Annotated in this window: 27 protein-coding genes, 1 tRNA gene and 1 pseudogene; 11 read left to right on the top strand and 18 right to left on the bottom strand. The window is 62.8% G+C overall.

All coding sequences use genetic code 11. From position 1 onward, the window contains the following. The 4 genes and pseudogenes from SOX55_RS00915 to SOX55_RS00900 all read right to left on the bottom strand — a co-directional run. On the bottom strand, positions 1 to 195 hold a 195-nt coding region (locus tag SOX55_RS00915; protein WP_442873593.1), incomplete at its 3' end, for a hypothetical protein. 264 nt (positions 196 to 459) lie between these two features. Further along, positions 460 to 564, bottom strand: a pseudogene (locus tag SOX55_RS00910) (DUF5348 domain-containing protein); the annotation flags it as partial. An 852-nt stretch (positions 565 to 1,416) separates the two neighbouring features. Further along, positions 1,417 to 1,493: transfer RNA gene (locus SOX55_RS00905), tRNA-Arg, on the bottom strand. Between the two features lie 271 nt (positions 1,494 to 1,764). Beyond that, complete coding sequence (locus SOX55_RS00900) at positions 1,765 to 2,937, bottom strand: phosphoglycerate dehydrogenase (RefSeq protein WP_325285550.1); 1,173 nt, start codon at positions 2,935 to 2,937, stop codon at positions 1,765 to 1,767. 355 nt (positions 2,938 to 3,292) lie between these two features. Between SOX55_RS00900 and typA the strand changes: the two genes are divergently transcribed. Continuing rightward, complete coding sequence (gene typA, locus SOX55_RS00895; protein ID WP_325285549.1) at positions 3,293 to 5,119, top strand: translational GTPase TypA; 1,827 nt, start codon at positions 3,293 to 3,295, stop codon at positions 5,117 to 5,119. A 44-nt stretch (positions 5,120 to 5,163) separates the two neighbouring features. On the opposite strand, the gene SOX55_RS00890 is transcribed toward typA, so the two are convergent. Further along, on the bottom strand, positions 5,164 to 6,057 hold the full coding sequence (locus SOX55_RS00890) for a LysR family transcriptional regulator (protein ID WP_325285548.1): 894 nt from the start codon (positions 6,055 to 6,057) through the stop codon (positions 5,164 to 5,166). Between the two features lie 228 nt (positions 6,058 to 6,285). Here SOX55_RS00890 and SOX55_RS00885 point away from each other — a divergent pair, with 228 nt between their 5' ends. After that, positions 6,286 to 7,458: a pyridoxal phosphate-dependent aminotransferase gene (locus tag SOX55_RS00885; RefSeq protein WP_325285547.1), complete on the top strand. Its 1,173-nt coding sequence runs from the start codon at positions 6,286 to 6,288 to the stop codon at positions 7,456 to 7,458. A gap of 34 nt (positions 7,459 to 7,492) precedes the next feature. Beyond that, positions 7,493 to 8,752 carry a dicarboxylate/amino acid:cation symporter gene (locus tag SOX55_RS00880; RefSeq protein ID WP_325285546.1) on the top strand — a complete coding sequence of 420 codons (1,260 nt, stop codon included), beginning with the start codon at positions 7,493 to 7,495 and terminating at the stop codon, positions 8,750 to 8,752. 104 nt (positions 8,753 to 8,856) lie between these two features. Here the strand turns inward: SOX55_RS00880 and SOX55_RS00875 are convergent, their stop codons facing one another. Beyond that, a complete protein-coding gene (locus SOX55_RS00875; protein WP_325285545.1) occupies positions 8,857 to 9,816 on the bottom strand; it encodes a threonine ammonia-lyase in 960 nt (319 codons plus the stop codon). Between the two features lie 231 nt (positions 9,817 to 10,047). Here SOX55_RS00875 and SOX55_RS00870 point away from each other — a divergent pair, with 231 nt between their 5' ends. Both SOX55_RS00870 and SOX55_RS00865 read left to right on the top strand, forming a co-directional pair. Continuing rightward, entirely contained in the window at positions 10,048 to 10,995 is a 948-nt protein-coding gene (locus tag SOX55_RS00870) for a hydroxyacid dehydrogenase (protein ID WP_325285544.1), read from the top strand. 100 nt (positions 10,996 to 11,095) lie between these two features. Beyond that, positions 11,096 to 11,662, top strand: coding sequence for a flavodoxin family protein (locus SOX55_RS00865; RefSeq protein WP_325285543.1), 567 nt, complete (start codon positions 11,096 to 11,098; stop codon positions 11,660 to 11,662). Positions 11,663 to 11,711: 49 nt separating this feature from the next. Here the strand turns inward: SOX55_RS00865 and SOX55_RS00860 are convergent, their stop codons facing one another. The 4 genes from SOX55_RS00860 to SOX55_RS00845 form a co-directional block, all read right to left on the bottom strand. Further along, on the bottom strand, positions 11,712 to 12,677 hold the full coding sequence (locus SOX55_RS00860) for a stalk domain-containing protein (RefSeq protein ID WP_325285542.1): 966 nt from the start codon (positions 12,675 to 12,677) through the stop codon (positions 11,712 to 11,714). Between the two features lie 82 nt (positions 12,678 to 12,759). After that, positions 12,760 to 13,587: a putative RNA methyltransferase gene (locus tag SOX55_RS00855; RefSeq protein ID WP_325285541.1), complete on the bottom strand. Its 828-nt coding sequence runs from the start codon at positions 13,585 to 13,587 to the stop codon at positions 12,760 to 12,762. After that, entirely contained in the window at positions 13,584 to 14,975 is a 1,392-nt protein-coding gene (locus tag SOX55_RS00850) for an MATE family efflux transporter (RefSeq protein ID WP_325285540.1), read from the bottom strand. Before SOX55_RS00850 ends, SOX55_RS00855 begins: the two co-directional genes overlap by 4 nt. A 26-nt stretch (positions 14,976 to 15,001) precedes the next feature. Beyond that, positions 15,002 to 16,135, bottom strand: coding sequence for a cysteine desulfurase family protein (locus SOX55_RS00845; RefSeq protein WP_325285539.1), 1,134 nt, complete (start codon positions 16,133 to 16,135; stop codon positions 15,002 to 15,004). 151 nt (positions 16,136 to 16,286) lie between these two features. Between SOX55_RS00845 and mtaB the strand changes: the two genes are divergently transcribed. Continuing rightward, positions 16,287 to 17,573: a tRNA (N(6)-L-threonylcarbamoyladenosine(37)-C(2))-methylthiotransferase MtaB gene (gene mtaB, locus SOX55_RS00840; RefSeq protein WP_325285538.1), complete on the top strand. Its 1,287-nt coding sequence runs from the start codon at positions 16,287 to 16,289 to the stop codon at positions 17,571 to 17,573. 13 nt (positions 17,574 to 17,586) lie between these two features. Continuing rightward, positions 17,587 to 18,162, top strand: coding sequence for a 5'-deoxynucleotidase (yfbR, locus tag SOX55_RS00835; RefSeq protein WP_325285537.1), 576 nt, complete (start codon positions 17,587 to 17,589; stop codon positions 18,160 to 18,162). 40 nt (positions 18,163 to 18,202) lie between these two features. Here yfbR and SOX55_RS00830 read toward each other — a convergent pair whose 3' ends face one another. Beyond that, positions 18,203 to 18,424 (bottom strand): helix-turn-helix domain-containing protein, encoded by a 222-nt coding sequence (locus tag SOX55_RS00830; protein WP_325285536.1) that lies wholly within the window; start codon positions 18,422 to 18,424, stop codon positions 18,203 to 18,205. A gap of 120 nt (positions 18,425 to 18,544) precedes the next feature. Between SOX55_RS00830 and SOX55_RS00825 the strand changes: the two genes are divergently transcribed. Beyond that, on the top strand, positions 18,545 to 18,973 hold the full coding sequence (locus SOX55_RS00825; RefSeq protein WP_325285535.1) for a hypothetical protein: 429 nt from the start codon (positions 18,545 to 18,547) through the stop codon (positions 18,971 to 18,973). A gap of 43 nt (positions 18,974 to 19,016) precedes the next feature. Here SOX55_RS00825 and SOX55_RS00820 read toward each other — a convergent pair whose 3' ends face one another. The 5 genes from SOX55_RS00820 to murI all read right to left on the bottom strand — a co-directional run bounded on the left by SOX55_RS00820 (position 19,017) and on the right by murI (position 23,185). After that, positions 19,017 to 19,343: a branched-chain amino acid transporter permease gene (locus SOX55_RS00820; RefSeq protein WP_325285551.1), complete on the bottom strand. Its 327-nt coding sequence runs from the start codon at positions 19,341 to 19,343 to the stop codon at positions 19,017 to 19,019. Continuing rightward, positions 19,340 to 20,041, bottom strand: coding sequence for an AzlC family ABC transporter permease (locus tag SOX55_RS00815; protein ID WP_325285534.1), 702 nt, complete (start codon positions 20,039 to 20,041; stop codon positions 19,340 to 19,342). Before SOX55_RS00815 ends, SOX55_RS00820 begins: the two co-directional genes overlap by 4 nt. 120 nt (positions 20,042 to 20,161) lie before the next feature. After that, on the bottom strand, positions 20,162 to 21,907 hold the full coding sequence (gene argS, locus SOX55_RS00810) for an arginine--tRNA ligase (protein ID WP_325285533.1): 1,746 nt from the start codon (positions 21,905 to 21,907) through the stop codon (positions 20,162 to 20,164). Positions 21,908 to 21,939: 32 nt separating this feature from the next. Continuing rightward, complete coding sequence (locus SOX55_RS00805; protein WP_325285532.1) at positions 21,940 to 22,383, bottom strand: DUF1934 domain-containing protein; 444 nt, start codon at positions 22,381 to 22,383, stop codon at positions 21,940 to 21,942. Next, positions 22,370 to 23,185, bottom strand: coding sequence for a glutamate racemase (gene murI, locus SOX55_RS00800; protein WP_325285531.1), 816 nt, complete (start codon positions 23,183 to 23,185; stop codon positions 22,370 to 22,372). Before murI ends, SOX55_RS00805 begins: the two co-directional genes overlap by 14 nt. Positions 23,186 to 23,405: 220 nt before the next feature. Between murI and SOX55_RS00795 the strand changes: the two genes are divergently transcribed. After that, a complete protein-coding gene (locus SOX55_RS00795; RefSeq protein WP_325285530.1) occupies positions 23,406 to 23,822 on the top strand; it encodes a hypothetical protein in 417 nt (138 codons plus the stop codon). A gap of 43 nt (positions 23,823 to 23,865) precedes the next feature. Beyond that, a complete protein-coding gene (locus tag SOX55_RS00790; protein ID WP_325285529.1) occupies positions 23,866 to 24,990 on the top strand; it encodes a DUF362 domain-containing protein in 1,125 nt (374 codons plus the stop codon). A 44-nt stretch (positions 24,991 to 25,034) separates the two neighbouring features. Here the strand turns inward: SOX55_RS00790 and SOX55_RS00785 are convergent, their stop codons facing one another. Next, positions 25,035 to 25,505, bottom strand: a complete 471-nt coding sequence (locus tag SOX55_RS00785; protein ID WP_325285528.1) for a metallophosphoesterase family protein — start codon at positions 25,503 to 25,505, stop codon at positions 25,035 to 25,037. Beyond that, positions 25,502 to 25,783, bottom strand: a complete 282-nt coding sequence (locus SOX55_RS00780; protein ID WP_325285527.1) for a hypothetical protein — start codon at positions 25,781 to 25,783, stop codon at positions 25,502 to 25,504. Before SOX55_RS00780 ends, SOX55_RS00785 begins: the two co-directional genes overlap by 4 nt. Before the next feature lie 145 nt (positions 25,784 to 25,928). On the opposite strand from SOX55_RS00780, the gene SOX55_RS00775 reads away from it, so the two are divergent. Further along, positions 25,929 to 26,912, top strand: coding sequence for a helix-turn-helix transcriptional regulator (locus tag SOX55_RS00775; RefSeq protein ID WP_325285526.1), 984 nt, complete (start codon positions 25,929 to 25,931; stop codon positions 26,910 to 26,912). Positions 26,913 to 26,923 lie beyond the last annotated feature (11 nt).

The raw sequence follows: 26,923 nt of genomic DNA, 5'->3' as shown, positions 1-26,923 counted from the left end.
CAACTGTTTCAGCTTGTGTTCCAACTGCTTTTCCTTGTGCTTGGCTGCGGTCAATTTCTTCTCCAGCTTGTGTTGCTGTTGTTTCAGTTTTTCCAATTCTTCACTTGGCATCGGGGCAACTCCTTTCAGATTTTTGATAATGGGCAAAACAAAAGACACGAACTTTTTACGGTTCGTGCCTTTTGGCTTGGTCATTATTTGATTTTTATTGTCTGTGTGAAACTGAAGTTTTCTAATCGTACTTATCCTATTAGGGATTAGCGAATAACAAATTCAATCTCCGCACTTTCATAATTCTGACGCAAAGTTCCAAGCATTTTTTCTTTCTCTCTGATGTGTGATTCCGTTTTTTCATTCACAGGAATGCAGACCTTTATCTTCATACCGATTTTGTAAACAGTAAAGCAATCCTCGCCAAGCTCCGTTGCATTGACTACCGCATCGCAGACAGCTTTCTCTTTAGATACGGACGCGCAAGCCGTTCAAATCCTCGGCGCGGATACCCACAAGGTACCATTCCTGCGCCGCGCTCATTTCAATGCGGGTCGGCTTCCATTTGCCGCCTGTGAATAGAAATAATCATACGTCACTCATTCTCACCACCTCTTTCTGCGGGAAATGCTCCTTTTTCAGAGGGGTTCTGCGGAAAGTCGTATCCTTCAGCTTGTACGGACAGCGGACAAAAAAGCAGAAGCGGTACTTCCATCGTGGCTGATAATTCTCACAGTCTTTGCAGCACTTCGGCTTATCACGGCGATTGTATTCATACTCATACATATCAACGCACCCCCACTTCCTTCATAATCTTCCTGGTACACCAGCCGATGCAGGGATGAACCCGCCCATAAGGACAACCTTCACATTCCGACTTCGGCTTTGGGGGTACGGAGATTAAGTAGTAGCAATTCTCTTCGCCCAGGCAGCAGCCCTTTTTATTGTTTTTCCAGAAATGGCAGTAACGGCAGTCGTTTGGCTTGTCTGGGGAATAGACGATCTTACTCAAAAATCAAACCTCCAATCTTTCAGATTTACCCATGAATTTTGGGCATAAAAAAAGAGCGTCTATCCATCCCCGATACAGGGGCAAATAGACGCTCTATGTACATGGTAATATTCAGTTTTATTTCTTATAACGGCGTTGTACTCAAAACATCCGCCTTTTGTATTAGCAGGGTTTTTAGCACGCTTTTTCGCCTAATTAGCTGGAAGGGCATTTTCATTAGCAAAAACGGCCCTTTTTCTGCTAATGATTAGCAGAAATATTTGTCTTATCATAGCAGTTCAATTTTTTAGGGCTTGTCAAAAATCAGAATTTGAAGTAAAATTTGAAAACATTATTTCGTCTCCGCAATCACACAGGAATTTGTTAAAAAAAGCCGAAAGTCCTTGAAAACAAAGGCTTTCGGCGTTGTTAGCTGGCGTCGCAAAAGGGACTTGAACCCCCGACCCCACGCTTAGGAGGCGTGTGCTCTATCCAACTGAGCTATTGCGACATGGCTAAATTTATGATTAAGCCCGAAGAAACTCGAACTGTAATCCTATATGAAGTTTTTATGAGTTGCCCGTTATAACGCCACCTTAGGAGGCGGATGCTCTATCCTGCTGAGCTACGGAGACAGATGGCGGCATTGCGGCGGCGGGGGACCAGCCGCGTACCGGAGTACCAATTTCGTACAACACCTGATTTTACCCGTTTTTGCCGCCGCTGTCAACGGCAAAAAGCAGCCGTCCCGGGATTCCGGGACGGCTGCCTGCGTTTCACAATTACTCCCAGCGCAGCACCCGGGTGCGGATGACGCCGGACAGGTTTTCCACGTCGCGGATGACGGAGTCATCCACCACGGAGCCCAGGTCCACGATGGTGTAGGCGTAGTTGCCCAGGGACTTGTTGCTCAGGTTCTCCACGTTGGCGCCGTCCTTGCTCAGCAGGCTGGTGATGCTGGCCAGCATGGCGGGGATGTTCCGGTGGATGAGGCACAGGCGCATGACGCCGCTGCGCTCCTGGGACACGGAGGGCAGGTTCACGGAGTTGCGGATGTTGCCGTTTTCCAGATAGTCGATCAGCTCGTCGGCGGCCATGACGGCGCAGTTCTGCTCGCTCTCCGGGGTGGAGGCGCCCAGGTGGGGGAAGGCCACCACGTGACGGGCCTTGACAATCTTGTTGTTGGGGAAGTCGGTGACGTAGCAGGCCACCTTGCCGGTCTCCAGAGCGGCCATCATGGCGTCATCGTCCACGATCTCGCCCCGGGCCAGGTTGATGAACCGGGCGCCCCGCTTCATGGCGGCGATGGCCTTGGCGTCAATCATGCCCCGGGTGGCGTCGGTCAGGTGGATGTGGACGGTGATGTAGTCCGACTTCTTATACAGCTCGTTGATGTCCTTCACCACGTGGACGTGGCGGTCCAGACGCAGCGCCGCGTCCACGGACAGGAAGGGGTCGTATCCATAAACGTCCATGCCCAGATCCAGAGCCACATTGGCCACCAGCGCGCCGATGGCGCCCAGACCGATGATGCCCAGGGTCTTGCGGTAGATCTCCGGGCCCGCGAAGGCGGCCTTGCCCTTTTCCACCACGGTGGTCACGTCCACGCCGGCGTCCACCTGCTCCTGCACCCAGCGGGAGGAGCCTTCCACGTCGCGGGAGGCCAGCAGCATGGCGCAGATCACCAGCTCCTTCACGGCGTTGGCGTTGGCGCCGGGGGTGGAGAACACGGCAATGCCCTGTTCGGAGCAGCGGTCCAGCGGGATGTTGTTGACGCCGGAACCGGCCCGGGCGATGGCCAGCAGACTGTCGGGGAAGGGGTAGTCGTGGAGCTTGGCGGAGCGGACCAGAATGGCGTTCTCATTGTCCAGGGCGTCGGACACGGCGTAGCGCTCCCGGTCGAAACGGTTGAGGCCCACAGGGGAGATCTTGTTCATGGTTTTGATGCGGTACATTTGAGGATTCCTCCAAAACTGCTGATGACAGTACATCAGGATACTTGCAGGGGAACGTGCGGCGCTGGCGCCGCTTCTCGCTGCAGCAAACTCCATTATAGGAAGGGAAAAGACAGCCGTCAATGTGGGAAAAGTCAAAAAACGGGACGGTTTTTCAGGTTCTTTGTACAAAAATGCGGCTCCCGGGGGAGACTGGGTGTGAGACGCGAAAAAATGTCTGTTTTTTTCAGAAAACGGGGAGTTTTCTCTTGAAAACAGCCAATTGCAGGCATATAATAGGAACCTGTGTGAAAATCTTGCATCTGTGGGAGACGTCCCCCGGCGGCTTTCCCGCCATGCAGTAAGGAGATCGCTTATGCAGAACGAACATTTGAGAAACGTCGCCATCATCGCCCACGTGGACCACGGCAAAACCACCCTGGTGGACGAGATGCTCAAGCAGGGCGGCGTGTACCGCGAAAACCAGGAGACGGTGGAGCGCGTCATGGACTCCGGCGACCTGGAGCGGGAGCGGGGCATTACCATTCTGGCCAAGAACACCGCCATCCGCTACGGCGAAACCAAGATCAACATTGTGGACACCCCGGGCCACGCCGACTTCGGCGGCGAGGTGGAGCGCATTTTGAAAATGGTCAACGGCGTCATTTTGCTGGTGGACGCCGCCGAGGGTCCCATGCCCCAGACCCGCTTCGTGCTGAGCAAGGCCCTGGAGCTGGGCCACCGGGTCATCGTGGTGGTGAACAAGATCGACCGCCCCGATCAGCGCATCCACGAGGTGGTGGACGAGGTGCTGGAGCTGCTGATGGACCTGGACGCCACCCCCGAGCAGCTGGATTCCCCCATGCTGTTCTGCTCCGGCCGGCAGGGCACTGCCTCCTACTCTCCCGACGTGGTGGGCACCGACCTGAAGCCCCTGTTCGACACCATTCTGGAGTATATCCCCGCCCCCGAGGCCAACGTGGACGAGCCCTTCCAGATGCTGGTGTCCTCCATCGACTATAACGATTTCGTGGGCCGGATTGCCATCGGCCGCATTGAGCGGGGCACCCTGAAGCAGAACCAGGAGATCGCCGTGTGCAACTACCACGATCCCGAGGCCATCCTGCGCAAGGCCAAGGCCACCGCCATCTATGAGTTCGAGGGCCTGGCCCGGAACCCGGTGACCCAGTCCACCGCCGGCAACATCATCGCCATGAGCGGCATCCCCGACATCACCATCGGCGACACCATCTGCGCCCCTGACTGCGTGGAGGCCCTGCCCTTCGTGAAGATCTCCGCCCCCACCCTGGAGATGACCTTCTCCGTCAACGACTCCCCCTACGCCGGCAAGGAGGGCAAGTTCGTCACCTCCCGCCAGATCCGGGACCGGCTGTTCCGGGAGACCCTGAAGGACGTGTCCCTCCGGGTCACGGAAACCGACCGGGACACCGCCTTCAACGTGGCGGGCCGGGGCGAGATGTCCCTGTCCATCCTGATTGAGACCATGCGCCGGGAGGGCTACGAGTTCCAGGTGTCTCCCGCCCGCGTGCTCTATAAGGAGATCGACGGCGTGAAGTGCGAGCCCATTGAGCGGCTGGTGGTGGACGTGCCCGGCGACTGCGTGGGCTCCGTCATCGAGAAGCTGGGCCAGCGGAAGGCGGACATGGTGGAGATGACCCCCGTGGGCGACCGCATGAAGATCGAGTTCCTGATTCCCGCCCGGGGCCTGTTCGGCTACCGCAGCGACTTCCTCACCGACACCCGGGGCGAGGGCATCATGGCCTCCGTGTTTGACTCCTACGCCCCCTACAAAGGCGACATCCAGCGCCGGGGCAACGGCTCCATGATCTCCTTCGAGACCGGCGAGTCCATCACCTACGGCCTGTTCAACGCCCAGGAGCGGGGCACCCTGTTCATCGGCGCCGGCGTTCCCGTCTACGGCGGCATGATCATCGGCGTGTCTCCCCGCAGCGAGGACATGACCGTCAACGTCTGCAAGAAGAAGCAGCTGACCAACACCCGGGCCTCCGGCTCCGATGACGCGCTGCGTCTGGTGCCCCCCAAGCAGATGAGCCTGGAGCAGTGCCTGGAGTTCCTGGCGGACGACGAGCTGCTGGAGGTCACCCCCAAGAGCCTGCGGATGCGCAAGGCCATTCTGGACCACGAAAAGCGCATGAAGGCCCTCCACGGTAAGAAGAATTGAAGAAGCAGAGCCGCCGCAGACCACGGTCCGCGGCGGCTTTCACGTTACATGTGGAGGTCATTCTCCTTTAAAAAGACGTTCAGCTTCTCCTCAAAATAGCGGATGCCCTCCACCCGGTTGGGCCGGGGAATCCGGTTGGTGACCTTGTAGCAGATGCGGTCCGGCGGGGGATTGGGAATCTCGTAAACCTGCACGGGATGGCCGCTGGCGGTGGCGGTGAGCTGCAGATAGGGAATGGCGCAGGCGGGAACGATGCACCAGATGCCGTCGGACAGGTAGTTGCAAACGTTGGCGGCGGTGTCCACCGCCACCAGAGGCCGGTGGCCCAGATCGAAGTAAGCGTCGTGCCACTCCCGGAAGCTGGAGCTCCAGTCCGTCAGCAGCTCCTTCCGGGAATCCAGGGTCCGGGGGTCGATGACCCGCTTGTCGGAGCCCAGGCAGCCCACCAGATAGTGCCGCTCGGAAAAGATGGGCACCACTTTCAGCGTGCGGCTGACCCGCTCCCGGACCGTGAAGCCGATGTCAGAGGTCTGGGCCTCCATGTCGGAGATGGTCTGATAGGAGCTGGAGGTCCGGATGGACAGGAAAAAGGGCTGCTCGGCGATGATCTCCTGATACAGTCTGGAAAACAGATAGGAGATGGTTTCCGAGGAGGAGACGGACAAAGACCGTTGCAGAATGCTCTTTTTCAGGTTGTCCGTTTCCTGGGCCAGGGAGAGCCACCGCTCCGCGATGGGGATGAACTCCATGCCGGCGTGGGTCAGCTCAAACTCCCGTTTTCCCCGGGAGCGGACGATCAGCGGCATCCCCACCTCCTCCTCCAGATGGTTCAGCCGGTGGCTGAGGGCGGACTGGGAAATGCACAGGGTTTCCGCCGCTTTTGTGAAGCTTTTGCAGTCAATTAGCTTGATAAATGCCTCCACCTGATTGGTATCCATCACAAATCTCCTTTCTGAACGGGAAGAAAGTTGCGGCTGATTGCCCGGGAATTATTCATGATATCAATAATTTACCACCAAATAATTCATTTTACAAGATATAAATCCCATGGTATAGTAAACGTGTGACGCAAAGTGTCTGATTTTGAAACGGAAAAGCCTATAGAATTGGGCAATTTGTCGAATTGCTCCTGCGCAAAAAGTGCAAGAGTGGGAGGAGGAGAGCAAGTGCAATTCAGCAATCACATGGACGAAATCCAGCTGTCCAAGATTCGTCAGATCGGCGAGCTGGCAGGCCAGATGGCCAAAGAGGGCCGCTCTGTGATCAAGCTGCAGGTGGGTGAGCCTGATTTTGACACCCCGCAGCATATCATTGACGCCGCCATCGCCTCTCTGAACCGGAAGGAGACCCATTATGCCCACAACCGGGGCACCATGGAGTGCCGCAAGGCCATCTCCGACAAGCTGTGGAGAGACAACGGCATCAAGGCCGACCCCGAGAAGAACATTCTGGTGCTCAACGGCTGCGCCGAGGCGCTGCAGTGCGCCACCCTGGGTATTCTGGACCCCGGCGAAGAGATGATCATCATCGAGCCGACCTTCATCAACTACATCCAGCTGGCCAAAATGGCCCAGTGCACCCCGGTGATCGTCCGCGCCCGGGAGGAGAACGGCTGGCTGCCCGACGTGGAGGACATTGAGAAGGCCATCACCAGCCGCACCCGGATTCTGCTGCTGAACAGCCCCACCAACCCCACCGGCGCCGTGTATCCCAGGGAGCTGCTGGAGCAGATCGCGCAGCTGTGCGTGAAGCACAACCTGATCGTCGTCTCCGACGAGGTGTATGAGAAGCTGATCTACGGTGACGCAAAGCACGTCTCCATCGCTTCCATCCCCGGCATGGAGGACCGCACCATCACCATCAACGGCCTGTCCAAGGCCTACGCCATGACCGGCTGGCGCCTGGGCTATGTGGCCGCCGACGAGAACCTGGTGCTGCCCATGCTGAAGGTCCACCAGTATTCCACCACCTGCCTGCCGGTGTTCGTCCAGGCCGGCGCCGCCGAGGCCCTCAACAACGGCGAGGCCGACGTGGAGGCCATGCGCCGGGAGTATCAGCGCCGCCGCGATATGCTGGCAAAGCTGCTGCTGGAGTGCGAGGACCTGAGCCTGCGGGTGCCGGACGGCACGTTCTACATGTACCCCAACATCAGCAAGCTGGGCATCGACTCCCACAGCTTCGTCTTCAGGCTGCTGGAGGAGACCGGCGTGGCCACCACCTACGGCACTGCCTTTGACCAGAAGGGCGAGGGCAACATCCGCATTTCCTTTGCCAACAGCGAAGAGAACCTCAGGGAAGGTGCTGCACGCATCCTGCAATTCATTGCAAAGGTGCGTTGAAGCATAAATACCACTGCAGAAAGGGAGAAAACGTATGGAAAAAAAGAAAAAGATTGGTCTGTCCGCCAAAATGCTGATTGGCATGGCCCTCGGTCTCATCGTGGGCATTGTCGTCGGCCCGTCCATTTCCTGGATTAAACCCTTCGGTACCATTTTCGTGAACCTGCTGAAGATGTGCATGGTGCCTGTCATCTTCGTCTCCATCACCCTGAGCATTGCCCAGGTGACGGACCTGAAGGCCTTCGGCCGCATCGGTATCAAGATCTTCGTGTTCTACTGCATCACCTCCGCCCTGGCTGCCGTCAACGGCATCTGCTGGGCCACCATCATCCGTCCCGGCGTGGGCTTCTCCGCCGCCACTGCCGGCGCTGTTGAGAAGGAAATTCCCGACATCGTCAGCACCCTGGTGAACATCATTCCCACCAACATCATTCAGGCCCTGGCCAACGCCAACCTGATGTCCATCATCTTCTTCGCCATCATGTTCGGTATCGCCATCTCCCTGATCGGCGAGAAGAACAAGCCCGTCATTGAGGTGCTGGATTCCCTGAACGCCGCCATCCTGAAGATGATCAACATCTGCCTGCAGTATGCCCCCATCGGCGTGTTTGCCCTGATGGCCAACATGGCCGGCGCCAATGGCCTGGACGTGATCCTGCCTCTGGGCAAGTTCCTCATCACTGAGTATGCTGCCATGCTGACCCAGATCCTGGTGGTCTACGGCGTCCTGCTGGCCATCATGGGCAAGATCAACATCTTCAAGTTCATCAACCGCGTGAAGTCCGTGCTGATCATGGCCTTCTCCACCACTTCCTCTTCTGCTACCGTGCCCCTGGAGCTGGAGCTGTGCGAGTCCCACATGGGCGTGCCCCGTTCCATCGGCGGCTTCTCCTTCCCCCTGGGCTCCACCGTCAACCAGGACGGCGCCGGCCTGAACATCCCCATCTGCCTGCTGTTCACCGCTCAGATCTACGGCATGAAGTTCACCTTTGCTGAGCTGATCATGATCGTGTTCCTGTGCCTGATCATGTCCATCGGCGCTGCCGGTATCCCCGCTGGCGCTTCCATCTTCATCCTGATGATCCTGGGCCAGTTCGGCCTGCCCTCTGACGCTTTCGGCCTGATCCTGGCCAGCTACGTGCTGATCGACGTGGGTCTGACCACCGTCAACATCTGCGGCGATATGGTCTGCACCACTTCCGTCTGCCGCACCGAGGGTGTTCTGAACACCAAGGTCTGGGAGCCCGGCTATGACGCCGAGGCTGCCCACGCCGCTGCCAAGTCCGCTGAGTAATTCACCGGCTGCGTACATCACAAGTCTGCGGATGCACTGAACTGCAGCAAGCCCCCGTATCAGACGATACGGGGGCTTGTTACGGAATGAGGGAGATCGGGGGATTACAGCGTCACGTCGTCGAGAACGCGCAGCTGCTCAAAGCCCACATTGCCGCCGGACACCAGAAAGCACACCTTCTCCTCCGGCTTCACGGGGAGCAGGCCCTGGAGCACGGCGCCCATGCCGATGCAGGCGGCAGGCTCGCCCAGCAGCTTGCCCTCCGTCAGCAGCAGCTTCATGGCCTTCAGGGTGTAGGCATCGTCCACCGGGAGGGTGCCCGCCACATGCTGCTGCACCACGGGGAAGCAGTGGCTGCCGGGGGTCTGGCCGATGAGGGCGTCGGCGATGGTGGGCTTCTGAGGCACGGTGACCGCCTTGCCCTCCGCCAGGCTGACGGTGTAGCGGGGCAGGGGAGCCGGCTCGGCGCCGTAGACCCGGGCGTTGGGGCACAGGGTTCTGACGGCGGTGGCCACACCGCTCAGAAGGCCGCCGCCGCTGAGGGGCGTGATCACCACGTCCACGTCGGGGCAGTCCTCGGCGATTTCCAGACCGGCGGTGCCCTGACCGGCCATAATGGCGGGATCGTTGAAGGGCGGCACCAGAACGGCTCCCGTCTCTTCGCAGATCCGGTCCGCCGCCGCGTGGCGCTCAGAGGGCTCGCACATGACGATCTCCGCCCCCAGGGCCTTGATGGCGTTGAGCTTCATAGCCGGCGCGCTGTTGGGCATGACGATGGTGGCCTTGGTGCCCAGCATTCTGGCGGCATAGGCCACCGCCCGGCCGTGGTTGCCGGAGGAGGAGGCCACCACGCCGTTTTTCAGCTGCTCCGGCGTCAGGGACAGCATCTTGTTCATGGCGCCCCGGAGTTTGAACGCGCCGGTGGTCTGCATGCATTCCGCCTTGACGTAGACCTGGCAGCCCAGATAGCTGTCCAGATTCTGCAGCCGCAGCAGGGGAGTACGGGCGATATAGGGCGCGATGCGCTCTCTGGCCTCCCGGATGTTTTCGATGGTAAAGGACATGGCAAATACCTCCTTTGGTTGTTGCCTTCAGTATAACGCAGATTGAAATGGATGTAAAACTGATTTTGTAAAGTTTGCGGCTTTCCGTGAAAAAGCCGGAGAAACAGGTCCGGCCTGCGGAAAGAACGGCGGGTTTGCACTTTGTTCCGGGAAAAAAGCCGTGATATGATAAAACCACAAATGAAAGAGCGGTCCTCCGGGGCCGCGCAGTCAGGAAAGGAATGAGAAAATATGAAAGTTGTGATTCCCCAGGAGATCACCGAGGCCGGCAAGGACTACCTCCGGGAGAGAGGCTATGAGGTGGTCATGGGCCGGGGCGGCTATGACCAGGCCCTGCTGAAGGAGGACATTGCCGACGCCGACGCCATCATCGCCCGCACCTGCCCCTATCCCGCCGAGGTGCTCGCCGCCGCCAAGAAGCTGAAGGTCATCGGCCGCTACGGCGTGGGCATTGACAATATCGACATGGACTGGTGCACCGCCAACGGTGTCAAGGTCTGCATCACCCCCAACGCCAACAGCGTCTCCGTGGCGGAGCACGCTGTGGGCCTGATGCTGGCCTGCGCCCACCACATTCCCTACTTCGACCGGAACGTCCGGAACCAGGTCTGGGGTGTCCGGGATACCTGCCGCAGCTTTGAGCTGACGGGCAAGACCGTGGGCATCATCGGCATGGGCCACATCGGCGGCCACGTGGCGGAGATGTGCATCCGTGGCTTCGGCATGAAGGCCATCGGCTATGCCCGCTCCCTGCCCGCCGACCGGTATCCCGCCGGCTGCGTCAAGGCAGAGAGCATGGAGCAGGTGCTGCGGGAGGCGGACTTCGTGTCCCTCCACATTCCCAGCACCCCCGCCACCCGCAACTTCATCAACAAGGAGACCCTGGCGCTGATGAAGCCCGGCGCCTTCCTCATCAACACCGCCCGGGGCGACGTGGTGAACACGGAGGACCTGGTGGCCTGCCTGAAGGCCAACGGCATCGCCGGCTACGGCACCGACGTCTACGCCACCGAGCCGCCCACGGCGGAGAACTGCCCCCTGCTGGACCTGGACAACGTGGTGATGACCCCCCACTGCGCCGCCCTGACCCAGGAGGCCATGGACCGCATGGGCCTGATGGCCGCCGCCGATATCGACGCCGTCCTCAACGGCCGGGAGCCTGCTCACCCCATCAACTGAAACCATGAACCAACAGCCTCCGCCGGAAAGGGCGGAGGCTGTTGCGTTTTGCGGGAAACTGGATTAAAATGGAGAAAAATCCACAAGGAGGCCGACACTTATGAAAAAGATCATCGTGGTGGACAGCACCTACCGGGCCAGGGGCAACTGCGCCTGCATTGCCGACAAGCTGGCGGCGGAGATTCCCGACGCCCAGGTGGAGGTGTTCCGCCTGAAGGAAAAGACGGTGAAGCCCTGCCTGGGCTGCGACGTCTGCAAGAGGAAGGAGACTCCCGGGTGCGTCCAGAAGGACGACATGGGCGCCCTGGTGGAGCGCATCGACCAGTGCGACGGGCTGGTGATTGCCGCACCCATCTACTTCAACGGCATCTGCGGCCAGGCCAAGACCTTCATTGACCGGCTGTACTGCTTCTACAACCCCACGAAGCCCGGCGCCTCCGCCGCCACCAAACGGGGCAAGAAGGGCGCCCTGGTCTGCACCTGCGGCGGCGGTCCCGTGGACGTGTACACCGCCCATGCCCGGGACCTGGCCGGCGCGCTGGGCATCATGGGCGCCGATGAGACGAAGGCGCTGGTGCTGGGAGGCATTTTCCCCGCCGGCTCCGTCCGGGAGAATCCGGAGTATCAGCAGCAGCTGTCCGACCTGGCAAAGTGGCTGGGAGAGTAACCGCAGCAAGTAACAGGTCCGTGCCGCAAGGCACGGACCTCTTTTGCGCTTAATAGGTGGGGAACAGGTTCAGCAGGGACAGCAGGTTTTCGGCCGGCAGGTAGGTGACGCCCGCCTCAAAGAGACAGGGGGCGATGAGCCACTCCTCGCCGCCGGCGGTGCGGGCCGTGTCCAGGCCGGGCAGCACGGAGAACACCAACTCGCCGCTGCTCTCCCGCACCACGGCGCCCTGTCCGGCCACCCATTCCACCTGATAGCCGGCAGCCTCCGCCACCGCCCGGATGGGCAGCAGCACCTCGCCGTCCACCACCTTGCCGGGGACGGCCACCGGCGCGTCATTGACGGCGGCGCGGCCCTCCGCCGTCCAGCCGGCATAGCCCCGGTACTCATAGGCGAACACCATCACCTTGGTGACGGCGCCCTCGTCATCCGTCCACACCAGAATGCGGCTGCCGGGCCGCAGGGACTCCAGCGTCACCATCTGCCGGGTCCGGTAGGGGAACAGAACGGCATCCTTGGTGACGGTGAGGGCTTCCCCGCCGGTGGTCACCAGGTCCGCATGGGTCATGGGCGGTGTGGGATAGATGGCGATCACGGCCCGGGGCTCCACCCGGGCGATCTGATAGTACTGGGGGACGCCGAAGTCCGCCGGGATGTTGGCCAGAATCAGCTCCGCCGCGGCCTGGGGCGGCAGGCTCATGGTCATGGCAGGCCCCACCCAGGCGTAGATGGTCTCCCCGTCCCGCAGCTCCCGGTCCAGAGGCAATCCGGTGACGGCGTCCAGACAGGGGGTGTTCTCCGGCAGATGGAGGATGATGTCGTGGTAAGGGTCATTCTCGTTGGAGTTTTCCAGGTGCAGGCTGCCGTTTTCCAGCCGGGTTACCCGGCCCCACACCTGCACCGGCGGCAGGTACGCCGGCATTTCCGGCTCCAGGGCCTCAGCGGCCATGGCGGGGGCGACGCCCAGCAGCAGGGCGCACAGGGTCAGGGACAGAAGGCGGGAGAATTTCTTCATGATCGTTCCATCCTTTCATGGCATTTATTGGTTGGACGGCCGGAGAGGGGAAAAAGTTCCCGGCTTCGGAAATCTTCCGGGCTTACGCATCCCGGCGGAACACGTGAACATGGAAGGCAATGTGGGTGGTGAGGCTGTCCAGCGCCGCCAGCCGCGCCGCCCCCTCTTTCGGGGTTTTCCAGTAGTAGGGGGTCATCTGGAACAGGGCGTGGATGTCCTCCTGACAGGGCAGGGTGATCATGGCCTCCACGCCGACCACCTCCTGCAGGGTGAAGCCCTCGTAGGCAACCTCCTTTTCCTCGTTTCGGTAGGGGCGGTCATACAGCACCTGCTTCATCTCCCACAGGTGCTCCGCCGCCGGCACCACGTAGAGGAACGTGCCGCCGCCCCGCAGCACCCGGCGGAACTCCGGAACGGACAGGGGGGAGAAGCAGTCCAGCAGCAGCTCTACGGAGCTGTCCGCCAGCGGGAGACGGTAGCAGGAGGCCACGGCAAATTCCACGTCTCCGGTCCGTTTGGCGGCCAAACGGAGAATGGCCTTGGAGATGTCAATGCCCGCCATGCGGGGGGATTTCCCGGCGTCCAGCAGGGCCTGGCGGATGCCGGCGGTGTAGTACCCCTCGCCGCAGCCGGCGTCCAGAATGGCCGGCGCGGAGCCGGTGTGGGCCACAGAAAGATTACAAAGAGTATTCAACAGCGGGGAGTAATACCCCTTGGAGAGGAACTCCCGCCGTGCCCGGGCCATGCCGGGGTCATCACCGGGGGCGGCGGAGTGCTTCCGGTTCACCGGCAGCAGGTGGGTGTGGCCCTCCCTGGCGATGTCGAAGCTGTGGCCGCCGGGGCAGCGGTAGGTCCGCTCCTGACGGACAAGGGGCTGAGCGCACAGGGGACAGCAGAACAGACTGGTCATGACGGTTCCTCCTGCAGCGTAACGTCGTTGATCCACTTCCGGCTCCGCAGCCGCACCACGCCCATGGGAGTTTTCATGAGGCTCTCGCAGTGGGTGGCCACGCACACCAGAAAGACGGGCACCTCCACCACCAGGGCGAACAGGGCCGTCAGGGGAATGGCCAGCAGCCACAGGGGCAGCAGGTCCAGCACGGCGGCAGTGCGGGTGTCGCCGCCGGCCCGCAGCAATCCGGTGATGTTGGTGATGTCAAAGGCCCGGGTGGGCATCACCGTCAGATAGACCAGGGTCATGGCCGCGGCGATGTAGGCCGCCTGCTCCGACAGCCGGAACAGGGGGAACAGCACGGGGATGAAGAAGGTGGGCAGCAGCACCAGCAGGCACAGGCCGATGATCAGCCCCAGCAGGAAGCTCAGCAGCAGCAGGCAGGCCCCCAGAGAGTAAACCTCCTCCCGGTCCCGGCCCTCGCCGATGCTCTTGCCGATGACCACGGAGGTAGCGCCTGCCAGACCGAAGCAGGCCACGGTGGAGAACTTGTCGATGTTGCCCACAATGGCGTAGGCCGCCAGCATGTCGCCGGAGATGGCCATGTGGCCCATAATGGCGGTGAGGACGCTGGTTCCCAGGCCCCACAGCGTCTCGTTGACCATGACGGGGCCGGAGTAGTGGAGCACGCCCCGGAACACAGCGGTGCCGGGCCGCAGCAGGGCCGCGGGCAGCAGGGGCAGCCGCCGGTTGGTGACGGCGTACACCGCCACAATGGCGAATTCCACCATCCGGGCGGTGAGGGTAGCGGCGGCAGCGCCCACCACCCCCAGGGCGGGGAAGCCGAAATGGCCGAAGATCAGGCAGTAGTTCAGGAAGGTGTTCAGCAGCATGGAGGTGCCGAACACCAGCATGCCGAACCGGGGGTTCTCCGTGCTGCGCTGCATGCCCACGTACACGGAGCTGACGGTATTGAACACGTAGGAGACGCCCACAATCCGCAGGTAGGGGGCGCCGGTGGTGATGAGGGCGGCGTTGTCCGTCACGATGGACAGCACCCCCGCGGGGAACACAAACAGGACCAGCGCCATGACCCCGGAGATGGCCAGCCCGGCGTACAGCACCACCCCCATGCAGCGGTTGATGGCCTCCGCGTCCCCCTTGCCCCAGTACTGGCTCACCAGCACGGAAAGGCCGCTCATCAGCCCGAACACAATGACCTGAATGAGGAAAATAGGGGTGTTGGCGGCGGTGACGGCAGACAGCTCATTGCTGCCCAGCAGGCCCACCATGAAGGTGTCCACAAAGGCCAGGGACGTGGTGATCAGGTTCTGCAGCACCATGGGCAGCGCCAGCTGCACCAGACGGCGGTAAAAGCCCGGCTTCTGCCGGAGAAGCTGAAACATGGGGGATGACCTCCAGAATTTGATGATTACAGCCGGGGGAACCGGGTGTCATGGTGGCGGCGGAGAGCCGCGGCGCACGCGTCGATGTCCTCCCGGGTGGTCTCCGGGCCGAAGCTGATCCGGATGACGCTGCCCTGAACCTCTTTGGGCAGGTGCAGGGCGGCCACCACGTGGCTGGGTTTGCCCCGGTGGCAGGCGGAGCCGGCGGAGATGCAGATGCCCTGGGCCGACAGGTCGTTGACGATGTTCTGGCTGGGGTAGCCCACCAGGGCGAGGGCCAGCACGTGGGGGGCCGTGCCGCCGCCCACGATCCGGCAGTCGGGGATGGCGGTGAAGGCGGCAGCGGCGTAGTCCCGCAGGGCCGCCATCTCCGCCAGCGTTTCGGAGAGGCGCTCCGTCCGCAGCTCCACCGCCTTGGCGAAGCCGGCGATCTGGGCGGTGGCCTCGGTGCCGGAGCGGAGGCCGGCCTCCTGGCCGCCGCCGGGCAGCAGCGGCCGGGGATTGCGGACCCGGTCGCCGATGTACAGCGCCCCGATGCCCTTGGGCCCGCCAATTTTGTGGGCGGAGATGGTGATGAAGTCCGCCCCCAGGGTCCTGGCGGAGAAGGGTACCTTCAGGAAGCCCTGCACCGCGTCGGTGTGCAGCAGGGTCTGGGGGTTCTTCCGCTTCAGCCCCCGGGCGATGTCGGCGATGGGGAAGACGGTGCCCAGCTCGTTGTTCACCAGCATGACGGACACCAGCGCCGTGTCGGGCCGGACGGCTTGAAGCACCTGCTCCGCCTTGATGACGCCGTCGCTGTCCGGCGCCAGGTACGTCACCTCGCAGCCCTCCTGCTCCAGCTGGCGGCAGGATTCCAGCACGGCGCTGTGCTCCACCGCCGTGGTGACAATGTGGCGGCCCAGCCGCCGGTTCTGCCACACGGCGGCCCGGATGGCCCAGCAGTCCCCCTCCGTGCCGCAGGAGGTGAAGTGGAGCTGCTTTGCGGCGCAGCCCAGTGCCCGGGCCACCGTCTCCCGCTGCCGCTCCACCTGCTTTTTCATCTCCAGCCCCATGGCGTACTGAGCGCTGGGGTTGGCAAACTGCTCCGCCAGCACCTGATACATGGCGTCGGCCACCGGGCGGGGAACAGGCGTGGTGGCGGCGTGATCCAGATAAACCATAACAAAAAACCTCCGGGAAAGACGCCGGGAGGGTTGCCCCCCGGCGGAAATATCGGTATAATACCCTCGTGAACGGCAGCGCGGCGGATTGACCGCGTCCCGAATACATTATTATATCGGGAAGTGACCCGAATAGCAAGGAGTATCCCCTATGAAAGTTGCCATTTACACCCTCGGGTGCAAGGTGAATCAATATGAGACCCAGGCCATGGAGCAGGAGCTGGTGAGCCGGGGCCACGAGATCGTGGACTTTTCCGGCGACGCCGACGCCTACGTGGTGAACACCTGCTCCGTCACCGCCGTCAGCGACCAGAAATCCCGCCAGGCGGTCCACCGGGTTCAGCGGAGCCATCCCAACGCGGTGGTGGCGGTGTGCGGCTGCTACGCCCAGACCCACCTGGAGGACGTGCGGAAGCTGGGGGTGGACCTGATCGCCGGCACCGGCGAGCGGGGGAAGTTCGTGGAGCGGCTGGAGCAGGCGGCGGCGGAGAAGCAGCCTCTGGAGTTTGTGGACGAGTCCCTGAAGCGGCGGCAGTTCGAGGTGCTGCCCGCCGGGGGCCTGGCCACCCGCACCCGGGCCATGCTGAAGGTGGAGGACGGCTGCGTCAACTTCTGCACCTACTGCATCATCCCCTACGCCCGGGGACCGGTGCGGTCGGAGCCGCTGGCCGACGCCGTGGCCCAGACCCGGCAGCTGGCGGCGGAGGGCTACCGGGAGATCGTCCTCACCGGCATTGAGATTTCCTCCTGGGGCCATGACCTGAAAAACGGACAGAGCCTCATTGACCTGGTGGAGGCGGTGTGCGCCGCCGCGCCGGAGCTGCGGGTGCGGCTGGGGTCCCTGGAGCCCCGCACCGTCACGGAGGAGTTCTGCCGCCGGGCGTCGGCGCTGCCCAACCTGTGCCCCCAGTTCCACCTGTCCATGCAGAGCGGCTGTGACGAGACGCTGCGCCGCATGAACCGGAAGTATGACACGGGGCGCTTCCTGGAGTCCGTGACGCTGCTGAACCGGCATTTCTACCGGCCCGCCGTCACCACGGACATGATCGCCGGCTTCCCCGGCGAGACGGAGGAGGAGTTCGGAAAGACTCTGGACTTCATCCGCCGCTGCGGTTTTGCCCAGATGCACATTTTCCCCTACTCCGTCCGTCCCGGCACCCCGGCGGCGAAGATGGAGCAGGTGCCCGCGGCGGTGAAGGAGGACCGGGCCCGGCGGGCCGCCGCGGTGGCGGCGGAGCTGCACCGGGCGTATCTGGAGGGCTGCGTGGGCCGGGTGTACCCGGTGCTGTTTGAGCAGCCCAAGGGGGACCGGTTCTCCGGCCACGCCCCCAACTACATGGAGGTGCTGGCGGTGGGGGAGGACCTGCACAACCAGGTCCGGAATGTCCGCGTCACCGGCATCGAGGACGGCGCCCTGGTGGGCGAGATTGCGGATTGAGGAGGAGTCGGACGTGAAAAGTCACTTTTTTGCCTATATCTCCCGGATGCGGTTTATCCAGCGCTGGGCGCTGATGCGGAACACCGCCCCGGAGAACGTGCAGGAGCACAGCCATCAGGCGGCGGTGCTTGCCCATGCCCTGGCGGTGATCCGCAACGAGAAGTTCGGCGGCCACACGGACCCCGGTAAGGTGGCGGTGGCGGCGCTGTACCATGATGCCTCGGAGATTCTCACCGGCGACATGCCCACCCCGGTGAAGTATGACAACCCCGCCATTCAGGCGGCCTACCGTCAGGTGGAGGCAGTGGCCAACGAAAAGCTGGTGTCCATGCTGCCGGAGGAGCTGCGGGGCGTCTACGGGGAGATCCTGGACGAGTACGACCCGGAGACCCGGCGGCTGGTAAAGGCGGCGGACAAGCTGTCCGCCTACATCAAGTGCGTGGAAGAGCTGAAGGCCGGCAACGCCGAGTTCCGGGAGGCGGCGGCCCAGACCCGCCGGTCCCTGGAGGAGTACGGCCTGCCGGAGGTGGACTACTTCCTGGACACGTTTATGGACAGCTTCTCCCTGACTCTGGACGAGCTGAAATGACCGGCGCCGCCCTGCCGTTTTACGGCGGGGCGGCGTCTTTCTACTTCTTCCGGGGATAGGGCTTTTTTTCGTTGGTGAGGTCCAGCAGGTAGTCCACGCTGGTATCATAATAGCGGCTCAGGCGGATCAGCACCTCTGTGGGGATATCCCGCCTTCCGTTTTCATAGTGGGAGTAGCACACCTGGGAGCAGTTCAGGTATTGGGCAAGGTCCGTCTGCAGCAAGTCCCGGTCCTCCCGGAGGTCACGAATCCTGCGGTACATGGCTTGTGTCTCCTTTCCGGCATGGATGGATACACAAAAGTATATGTATAACATTTTGTTATATTGATTTATATAACAAAATGTTATATAATGGACGGACACAGAAAGGGGGCGGCGGGAATGACCAGGGAAGAGCAGCTGGAGGCGGCGGAGCGGCTGGCGGCGGAGGGCGCGCTGACAGCGGCGGAGCTGGCAAACGTCCGCCGGAGGCTCGAGCCGGACACGGCTGCCCGGCGGTACGAGGCGTATCTCCGGCGGCATATTCTCCGGGGATACCGGAATGCGTCCCGGGCGTCCTTTCCGCCGCTGACAGCCTCCATGGTCCGGGAGGAGACGGCGGAGCTGTGGGAGGACGGACGGTGGAGGACCGCGGACCTCCGGTATATTCTGACCTGGGTGGAGGTTCCGGACAGCGGCGGGGCTGTGCGCCGGCGGGAGCTTGCCATTGTGGTGAACGGGCAGGATGAGCCACAGTTCGCCATGGAGCGGGCGGTGGGGCTGCTGGGAACGGAGAATGGCCGGTGGCTGCGGCTGCGGCCGGTGCGGTAAAGGAAAGGTCCCGTCCGCGGCGGACCGCGGGCGGGACCTTTTTTTAAAAGACCAGGCGGATCAGGGCCATGTACACGGCGGTGCCGCCGGCGATGCTCAGCAGCACGTTTCCCTTCCAGCGGTGGAGCAGCACCACCGCCGCGATGGCCATCAGCTCCGGCGCGCCGTGGGGGGCGGCGGTCCACCGGACCCCTTTCAGGCAGTACACCACCAGCAGCCCCATGGTGGCGGGGGGCAGCACCCGGCTCAGGTACTGCACGATTTTCGGCGGCGTTTTGTTCTCCGGGAACAGCAGGAAGGGCAGCCACCGGGTCAGCTGGCAGCCAGCGGCGATGGCCAGCATGGTGGCGATGATCTGAAACGGCGTCATCTGCACAGCACCTTCCTCCCTCCCAGCAGCACCGCCAGGATCAGCGCCATGGCGGGAATCACCAGGTCCTCGCCGAACAGCCCCAGGGCCAGCGCGGCGCAGCCCAGTCCCACCAGCCCGGCGGGGCGGCTTTCTTTCTTGTTCCACTGCTCCATGAACAGCACCACAAACAGGGCCGTCAGGGCGAAGTCCACCCCGGTGAGGTCCATGGTCAGGGCCTTGCCCAGCAGACCTCCCAGCAGGGAGGCCGCGAACCAGTAGACGTAGTTCAGCAGGGAGACGGAGAGGTAGAACCGCTTCCGGTCCACGCCCTCCGGCACCTTCACCGAGGACACCAGGGAAAAGGTCTCGTCGGTGAGGGTGTATATCAGCGGGAACCGGGCGGCGCCCATGCCCCTGTACTGTTCCAGCAGCGACAAGCCGTAGAACATGTGGCGGGCGTTGACCATGACGGACAGCAAAAAGGCCTGCAGCGGGTCAAAGGCGGCGGTGAGCAGGGCAATGGCCACGTACTGCATGCTGCCGCAGTAGCACACCAGACACATGAGGGCGGACCAGAAAGGGCCGTAGCCTCTGGCCTGCATCAGCAGGCCGTAGGCCAGCCCCAGGCAGGCGAAGCCGGTGAGCACCGGCAGAGTGACGGGAAAGGCGGCCCGGAGAGCGGTCCCCCAGCTGCTGGAAGCGGTTTTGGATTTCATGCCACATCTCCTGAGAAATGTTGTGATTGGAAAGAATCATACGGCGGCCGGGGAAATTTGTCAAGAAAAAGCCCGTGTCCGGCGGACACGGGCTTTTTGTGTGATGACATCTTCTTGCGCTTACATCTTCTCCGGGGCCTCCACGCCGATGAGGCGCAGGCCGTTGCGCAGCACCACCCGGGTGCAGTCTGCCAGCTTCAGCCGGGCGGCGGCCACCCGGGCATCCTCCCCCTTGATGCGGCAGGCGGTGTAGAACCGGTGGAAGCAGCCCGCCAGCTCCACCAGATAGCGGTTGATGTGGCTGGGATCGTAGTCCCGGGCCGCAAGGCGGATCTCCTCGCAGAACTGGGACAGCTGCTTGATGAGGGCGGTCTCCGTCTCGCCGGACAGCAGGCCGATGTCCACGTCCGCCATGGCGGGGACGTGAATTCCCTCCGCCTCCATGGTCCGCAGCAGAGAGCAGATGCGGGCGTGGGCGTACTCCACGTAATAGATGGGGTTCTCGGAGTCCTCCCGCACCGCCAGACCCAGGTCGAACTCCATCTGGGTGTCGGGCTTGGCGTTGAAGAACCAGCGGGCGGCGTCCACGGGGATCTCGTCCAGCAGGTCGTGGAGGCTGATGGCCTTGCCGGTGCGCTTGCTCATGCGCACCACCTCGCCGTCCCGCAGCAGCTTCACCAGCTGCATCAGCACAATGTCCAGCTTCTCGGTGCCGTTGAGGTCCAGGGCGTCCAGCGCGCCCTTCAGACGGGCCACGTGGCCGTGGTGGTCGGCGCCCCAGACGTTGATGACCCGGTCGAAGCCCCGGACGGCGAACTTGTTGCGGTGGTAGGCGATGTCGGCGGCGAAGTAGGTGTAGAACCCGTTGGCCCGGCGCAGCACATCGTCCTTCAGGTCCAGCTTGTCCACGTCCGCCTGCTTCTTGCCGGCCTTCAGCAGGTTCTGGCGCATGATGTCGGCGGTGCGGAGCCACAGGGCGCCGTCCTTCTCATAGGTCCAGCCTTTGGCGGTCAGCAGGTCCACCGTCTCCGCCACGTAGCCGCTCTCGTGGAGGGTGGACTCGTAGAACCAGGTGTCATAGTGAATCTTGTACCGCTCCAGGTCGGTTTTCATCCGGGGCAGGTTCACGGACAGGCCGAACTGGGCCAGCTTCTCCTGCCGCTCCGCCGGGTCGGCGTTCAGCAGCTCATCGCCGTGGGCGTCATAGTAGGCCCGGGCCAGGTCCCGGATATCGCCGCCCTGATAGCCGTCCTCCGGGAAGGCCACCGCGTCTTCCCCCAGAATGATCTGGAGGTAGCGGGCCTCAATGGAGTGGGCGAACTTGTCGATCTGGTGGCCGGCGTCATTGACATAGAACTCCCGGGACACGTCGGCGCCGCAGGCGGCCAGCACGGCGGCCAGGGTGTCGCCCAGCACGCCGCCCCGGGCGTTGCCCATGTGCATGGGGCCGGTGGGGTTGGCGGAGACGAATTCCACCATGATCTTCTGGCCCTTCAGGGTGTCGGAGGTGCCGTAGGCCTCCCCCTCGGACTCCACGGCGGCCATCACGTCCCGGAGCCAGACGGGGTCCAGCCGGAAGTTCAGGAAGCCGGGGCCGGCGATCTCGGCGGAGGCGAAGTAGCTGCCCTCCAGGTTCAGGTGCTCCAGCAGCTGCTGGGCCACGTTCCGGGGGGCCATCCGCAGCTGCTTGGCGGCGGCCAGGGCAAAGGTGGTAGTGAAGTCGCCGTTTTTCGTGTCCTTGGGAATCTCCACGGGTGCGCCCTTCACGTCGGCCTCCGGCAGCTTGCCCCGGGCCACGGCGGCGCGGTAGGCGTCCATGGTCAGCCGGGCGGCCTGGTCTTTCGCGTTCTGGATCATGTGGATCATAATATCGTACCTCTTCTGTTGAGTTTGTGTTGTCAGCTTTTGGTCCGTACCCGGATTTTGAACATGTTCTTTCCGGTGACGGTGTGCTCCACGGCAATGGTGAAGCGGATCTCCAGAATCCCGCCCCGGGCGGTGAGATTGTGCCGCAGGCGGCTGGTCTGGATGTCCACGGTGAGACTGCCGAACAGGGTGCCGTAAAGGGAGGTGTGCTGCTTGCCCTCCTCAAACACCATCTGGGAGTTGACGGTACCGGTGCGGGTGAGGATGGCCTGCCGGCCCTGCACGGTGAAGGTGGTGGTGGTCCCCTCCATGCCGGTGAGGTCCGTCTCCTGGTAGGAGAAGGACAGCCCGTCCTCCCCTTCGGTGAGATAGCCCTCGGTCATCAGCTCCGTCACGTCGGGGTCAGCGCCGTCATAGTACTGCTCACCCCGGACGGTGATGATCACCGGGACGCGGTTGGGTTCAATACTGCTCAATGTCAACCCTCCGTGCGCCGTGGCGCAGCTCCTCCTGCAGAAAGAGGGAGGCGATGCGCTCGAAATCCTCCACCCGGTCGCTGACGCAGAACTCCGCCGTTCCGGCGCGCCGGGGGTCCGCCCGCAGCTCCCGGGCCTTCAGCAGCCGCTTCAGCTCGAAGGCGGACTCCTCTCCGGCGGACACCAGCGTCACGCCGGGTCCGCAGATGCTGCCGATGATCTCCGACAGCAGCGGGTAGTGGGTGCAGCCCAGAATCAGGGTGTCAATGCCCGTCTCCAGCAGCGGCTCCAGATACTCCCGGGCCACCGTCTCAATGACGATGTCGCCGGGGTGGATGCGCCCGTTTTCCACCAGGGGCACAAACAGGGGACAGGGCTTCGCGAATACCTGCACCTCCGGAGCGATGCGGGCCAGGCACGCCTCGTAGGCGCCGGAGCGGACGGAGGCCAGGGTGGCGATGAGGCCCACCCGTTTGTTTTTTGTCATGGCGGCGGCCCGGCGGCAGGTGGGCTCCACCACGCCCACAATGGGCAGGTCGTTTTCCGCCTGCAGGGTGGTGAGAGACGTGGTGGACACGGTGCCGCAGGCGATGAGGATGGCCTTCAGATCGTGGGTCCGCAGAAAGCGCACGTCCTGCCGGGCGTAGCGCAGCAGCGTCTCCCGGGAGCGGCCGCCGTAGGGGACCCGGGCGGTGTCGCCGAAGTAGATGAGATTTTCCTCCGGCAGAATCTGCCGCAGGGAGCGAACGGCGGTGAGCCCTCCCAGTCCGGAGTCAAACACGCCGATGGGGCGATTGTCCATAGAGAAACCTCCAAGCAGCCGTTTTCCGCCGGGGAAGGAGAAAACGGCATCTGAATTTCATATTATACTATGTCTTGGAAAGGGCCGCAAGACAGTTTTGACAGCTTTCCCATATTTTTTGCGGAAATTCCCCCGGCAAGAGTATGGCTTTTTCCGGGAGGGTTTGCTATAATGAGTATCAGCTTTCACTGGACAATGGATCGGAGGTGTCTGCAAGTCCATGAACATTGAACTGACGGATCAGCAATACCGCTATTTGCTGGATCTGGTATACATCGGAAACTGGGTGATGAACTCCACCCGGGAAAATGACCGCATCCGGGAGTATGACCAGGTGGAGAGCCTGATCTTTTCCTACGCCCCCACCTGCGGCATGCGGAAGCTGGCGGAGCGGCTGGACGGCGAGATCATCCCCTCCCGGGCCTTTGCCGACGGCGGCATTCACGAGGTCATCGCCGACTATGAGGACGTGGCCTTTTACGAGATTCTGGCGGAGGAGATGGCCCTCCGGGATATGGACGGGGAGCCGTTGACCCGGGAGAACTACGACCAGCTGATGGAGCGCATCGACACCTATCTGGACGAATTCGACGCCCACGGCACCGACCACATCTCGGTGGATCTGGGGGAGGACTGACCGGTTTTTGCCGGAGAGGAAAAAGAGAAAGAGGAGAAACGACATGGCAGAGAAAGCAAAGGTCTATTTCACGGATTTCCGCTGCCCCAGCTGGCGGGAGAACCTGCCCCAGAAGCTGGCCCGGCTGATGATGACCGCCGGCTTCGGCGACATTGAAATGGAGGGCAAGTACGTTGCCGTCAAGATGCACTTCGGCGAGCCGGGCAACCTGGCCTTCCTGCGCCACAACTGGGCCAGGGTGGTGGTGGACCTGGTGAAGTCCCAGGGGGGCAAGCCCTTCCTGACGGACTGCAACACCCTGTACGTGGGCGGCCGGAAGAACGCCCTGGACCACATTGAGTCCGCCTATCTCAACGGCTTCAACCCCTACGCCACCGGCTGCCACATCCTCATCGGCGACGGCCTGAAGGGCACCGACGAGGTGGAGGTGCCGGTGGAGGGCGGCGAGTACGTCACCGCCGCCAAAATCGGCCGGGCCATCATGGACGCCGACGTGTTTGTGTCCCTGACCCACTTCAAGGGCCATGAGCAGGCGGGCATGGGCGGCTGCCTGAAAAACATCGGCATGGGCTGCGGCTCCCGGGCCGGCAAAATGGAGATGCACAGCGCCGGCAAGCCCTACGTCAAGGAGAAGAAGTGCGTGGGCTGCCATGCCTGCGCCAAAATCTGCGCCCACGGCGCGCCGGTCATCGAAAACGGCAAGTGCGCCATTGACCAGAACAAGTGCGTGGGCTGCGGCCGCTGCCTGGGCGTGTGCCCCAAGGACGCCATCGAGGCCGCCAATGACGAGGCTCCCGACATCCTGAACAAGAAGATCGCCGAGTATACCAAGGCGGTGGTGGCGGGCCGGCCCTGCTTCCACGTGTCCCTGGTGCAGGACATCTCCCCCAACTGCGACTGCCACGGCGAGAATGACGCCCCCATCGCCCCGGACATCGGCATGTTCGCCTCCTTCGACCCGGTGGCCCTGGACCAGGCCTGCGCCGACGCGGTGGCGGCCCAGAAGCCCCTGCCCGGCTCCGTCCTGTTTGACAAGGACAGCGGCTGCGACTGCGGCAGGGACGATCTGCTGTACGCCAACCACCCGGACACCGACTGGAAGGTGTGCGTGGAGCACGGCGAGAAGATCGGCATCGGCACCCGCCAGTATGAACTGGTTAAAATCTGAATGTTCCGAACAAAAATCACCCCGGAATCATCCGGGGTGATTTTTTATGCAAGCTCCACAATCTGTCCGGTGATGGGCTGTCCCTCCGCCAGCTCCGCCACGGCGTAGGTGGGCCGGGCGCCCCGGCCGATGCTGCCGGGGTTGACAAACAGCGTCCGCCGCCGGAAGTCCCACAGCGGCCGGTGGGTGTGGCCGAACAGGAACAGGTCCAGGTTCTTCTCCTCCGCCGCGAAGCCCGCGGAGATCAGGGACTGCTTCACGCCGTAGGTGTGGCCGTGGCACAGCAGCACCCGCCGGTCCGCCAGAAACACCAGCCGCTCCGCCGCCGCGTCCGGCCGGAAGTCGCAGTTGCCGGGGACCTGCTCCATGGGGATGGAGGGGAAGAGCATCCGCAGCTGCTCCGCGTCCCGCCAGCAGTCCCCCAGATGGCAGATCAGGTCCGGCCGGGTCCGCTCCACCGCCCGGGCCATGTTCTCCACGCAGCCGTGGGAGTCCGACAGCACCAGCAGCTTCATGGGGCGGCCTCCTGCCCGGCGGCGAATTCCTCGTACCGCTCCTGCAGCCAGGTCTTCATGGCCTCAATGCCCGGCTCGTCCCAGGGGAAGTCCTCCCGCACAATGTCCTCCGCCAGCTCGTAGCACACTTTGGAGTACACGGCGGCGTGGATCTGTCCGGCATCCTTGTCCTGCTCCAGCCGGAAGCGGAAATCCTTCCGGAACGGCCCCACGGAGCCGCTGTAAACCGTGGCACGCTTGAGCCAGGTGGGGGTCAGCCGGGAAAAGCACTCTAACATGGACGGAACCTCGCGTTCTTCTGAAATCAGGCCGGCGGCCTGTGATCCCAGTGTACCACAAACGGCGGAAAAATCAATCCCGGGCGTTGCGGGTGGGCGGCGGAACGTGGTATGATGGGAAAAACGATGCCGGGAGGGATTCGCCATGTCATCCATGGGCAGCAACCGCGTGGTGCCGCTGCAGGTGCTGCGGACGCTGGAGCGCTACGCCAGCGAGGAAAAGCCCCTGTCCAATCTGCAGATCATCGCCCACATCCAGCAGGATGAGCGGGTGACCCTGGCCCGGAACACCGTGGCCGCCGCCGTGGCGGCGCTGGAGTCCATGGGCTACGCCGAGCGCACCTCCAGAGGCTCCTACGCCGTCCGCCTGTTCGACGAGACGGAGCTGCGGGTGCTCATCGACGGCGTCATGGCCTCCAAGTACCTGCCGCCGGTGGACGCCCGGTACCTCATTGACAAGCTGATGCGCCTGGGCAGCGATGATTTCGGAAAAAAGGTGAAGCACGTCCACATGGCGGACCAGTGGAGCCACCAGGGCAACGTGGAGTTCCTGCGGAACATCGAGCAGTTCGAGGAGGCCATGGAGCGGGGCGCGAAGGCCACCTTTTTCCGCAACACCGTGCGGCCCGACGGCTCCATGGAGCGAGTGGGGGAGGTGCACGTGGTGTCCCCCTACGGCATCATCTGCACCAACGGCCAGTACTATCTGGTGTGCTGCAAGGAGGGGGAGCAGATGCTCCGCCACTACCGCATTGACCGGCTCACCGACGCGGAGGTGCTGCCGGACCGGCCGGCGGAGGATGTGCGGAAGCTGCCCGGCTGCCGGGACGGGTTCCATCTGGCGGAGTACGCCGCCACCCACAGCATGATGTTCAGCGGAGAGCTGGAGGTCATCGTGCTGCGGATGCCCGCGGATCTGGCGGGCTACGTCCGGGACACCTTCGGGGACCGGGCGGCCATGCGGGAGACCGGGGAGGGCATGATGGAGGTGCGCATCACCGGCACCGCCCGGAACGTCCGGTTCTTCGCCCTGCAGTACGGCCCCTCCGGCTGCGAGGTGCTGCACCCGGAGTCGCTGCGGCGCCAGCTTCTGGCCGACGGGTCGGCCATCGCGGAAAAATACCGGTAATGTTACAGGGT

Source organism: Dysosmobacter sp. (genome assembly GCF_034093755.1).
GTDB lineage: Bacteria > Bacillota > Clostridia > Oscillospirales > Oscillospiraceae > Oscillibacter.
This window is presented reverse-complemented; position numbering and strand designations above follow the sequence as displayed.

Excerpts from the sequence above, each read along its gene's own strand:
- argS (WP_325285533.1), bottom strand. The coding sequence starts at position 21,907 with ATGATCCACATGATCCAGAACGCGAAAGACCAGGCCGCCCGGCTGACC.
- SOX55_RS00880 (WP_325285546.1), top strand. The coding sequence starts at position 7,493 with ATGGAAAAAAAGAAAAAGATTGGTCTGTCCGCCAAAATGCTGATTGGC.
- SOX55_RS00850 (WP_325285540.1), bottom strand. The coding sequence starts at position 14,975 with ATGTTTCAGCTTCTCCGGCAGAAGCCGGGCTTTTACCGCCGTCTGGTG.
- SOX55_RS00780 (WP_325285527.1), bottom strand. The coding sequence starts at position 25,783 with ATGTTAGAGTGCTTTTCCCGGCTGACCCCCACCTGGCTCAAGCGTGCC.
- mtaB (WP_325285538.1), top strand. The coding sequence starts at position 16,287 with ATGAAAGTTGCCATTTACACCCTCGGGTGCAAGGTGAATCAATATGAG.
- SOX55_RS00845 (WP_325285539.1), bottom strand. The coding sequence starts at position 16,135 with ATGGTTTATCTGGATCACGCCGCCACCACGCCTGTTCCCCGCCCGGTG.
- SOX55_RS00860 (WP_325285542.1), bottom strand. The coding sequence starts at position 12,677 with ATGAAGAAATTCTCCCGCCTTCTGTCCCTGACCCTGTGCGCCCTGCTG.
- SOX55_RS00890 (WP_325285548.1), bottom strand. The coding sequence starts at position 6,057 with ATGGATACCAATCAGGTGGAGGCATTTATCAAGCTAATTGACTGCAAA.
- SOX55_RS00875 (WP_325285545.1), bottom strand. The coding sequence starts at position 9,816 with ATGTCCTTTACCATCGAAAACATCCGGGAGGCCAGAGAGCGCATCGCG.
- SOX55_RS00795 (WP_325285530.1), top strand. The coding sequence starts at position 23,406 with ATGAACATTGAACTGACGGATCAGCAATACCGCTATTTGCTGGATCTG.
- SOX55_RS00865 (WP_325285543.1), top strand. The coding sequence starts at position 11,096 with ATGAAAAAGATCATCGTGGTGGACAGCACCTACCGGGCCAGGGGCAAC.
- SOX55_RS00790 (WP_325285529.1), top strand. The coding sequence starts at position 23,866 with ATGGCAGAGAAAGCAAAGGTCTATTTCACGGATTTCCGCTGCCCCAGC.
- SOX55_RS00830 (WP_325285536.1), bottom strand. The coding sequence starts at position 18,424 with ATGTACCGCAGGATTCGTGACCTCCGGGAGGACCGGGACTTGCTGCAG.
- SOX55_RS00870 (WP_325285544.1), top strand. The coding sequence starts at position 10,048 with ATGAAAGTTGTGATTCCCCAGGAGATCACCGAGGCCGGCAAGGACTAC.
- SOX55_RS00815 (WP_325285534.1), bottom strand. The coding sequence starts at position 20,041 with ATGAAATCCAAAACCGCTTCCAGCAGCTGGGGGACCGCTCTCCGGGCC.
- SOX55_RS00785 (WP_325285528.1), bottom strand. The coding sequence starts at position 25,505 with ATGAAGCTGCTGGTGCTGTCGGACTCCCACGGCTGCGTGGAGAACATG.
- SOX55_RS00855 (WP_325285541.1), bottom strand. The coding sequence starts at position 13,587 with ATGACCAGTCTGTTCTGCTGTCCCCTGTGCGCTCAGCCCCTTGTCCGT.
- SOX55_RS00820 (WP_325285551.1), bottom strand. The coding sequence starts at position 19,343 with ATGACGCCGTTTCAGATCATCGCCACCATGCTGGCCATCGCCGCTGGC.
- murI (WP_325285531.1), bottom strand. The coding sequence starts at position 23,185 with ATGGACAATCGCCCCATCGGCGTGTTTGACTCCGGACTGGGAGGGCTC.
- SOX55_RS00900 (WP_325285550.1), bottom strand. The coding sequence starts at position 2,937 with ATGTACCGCATCAAAACCATGAACAAGATCTCCCCTGTGGGCCTCAAC.
- SOX55_RS00775 (WP_325285526.1), top strand. The coding sequence starts at position 25,929 with ATGTCATCCATGGGCAGCAACCGCGTGGTGCCGCTGCAGGTGCTGCGG.
- SOX55_RS00825 (WP_325285535.1), top strand. The coding sequence starts at position 18,545 with ATGACCAGGGAAGAGCAGCTGGAGGCGGCGGAGCGGCTGGCGGCGGAG.
- typA (WP_325285549.1), top strand. The coding sequence starts at position 3,293 with ATGCAGAACGAACATTTGAGAAACGTCGCCATCATCGCCCACGTGGAC.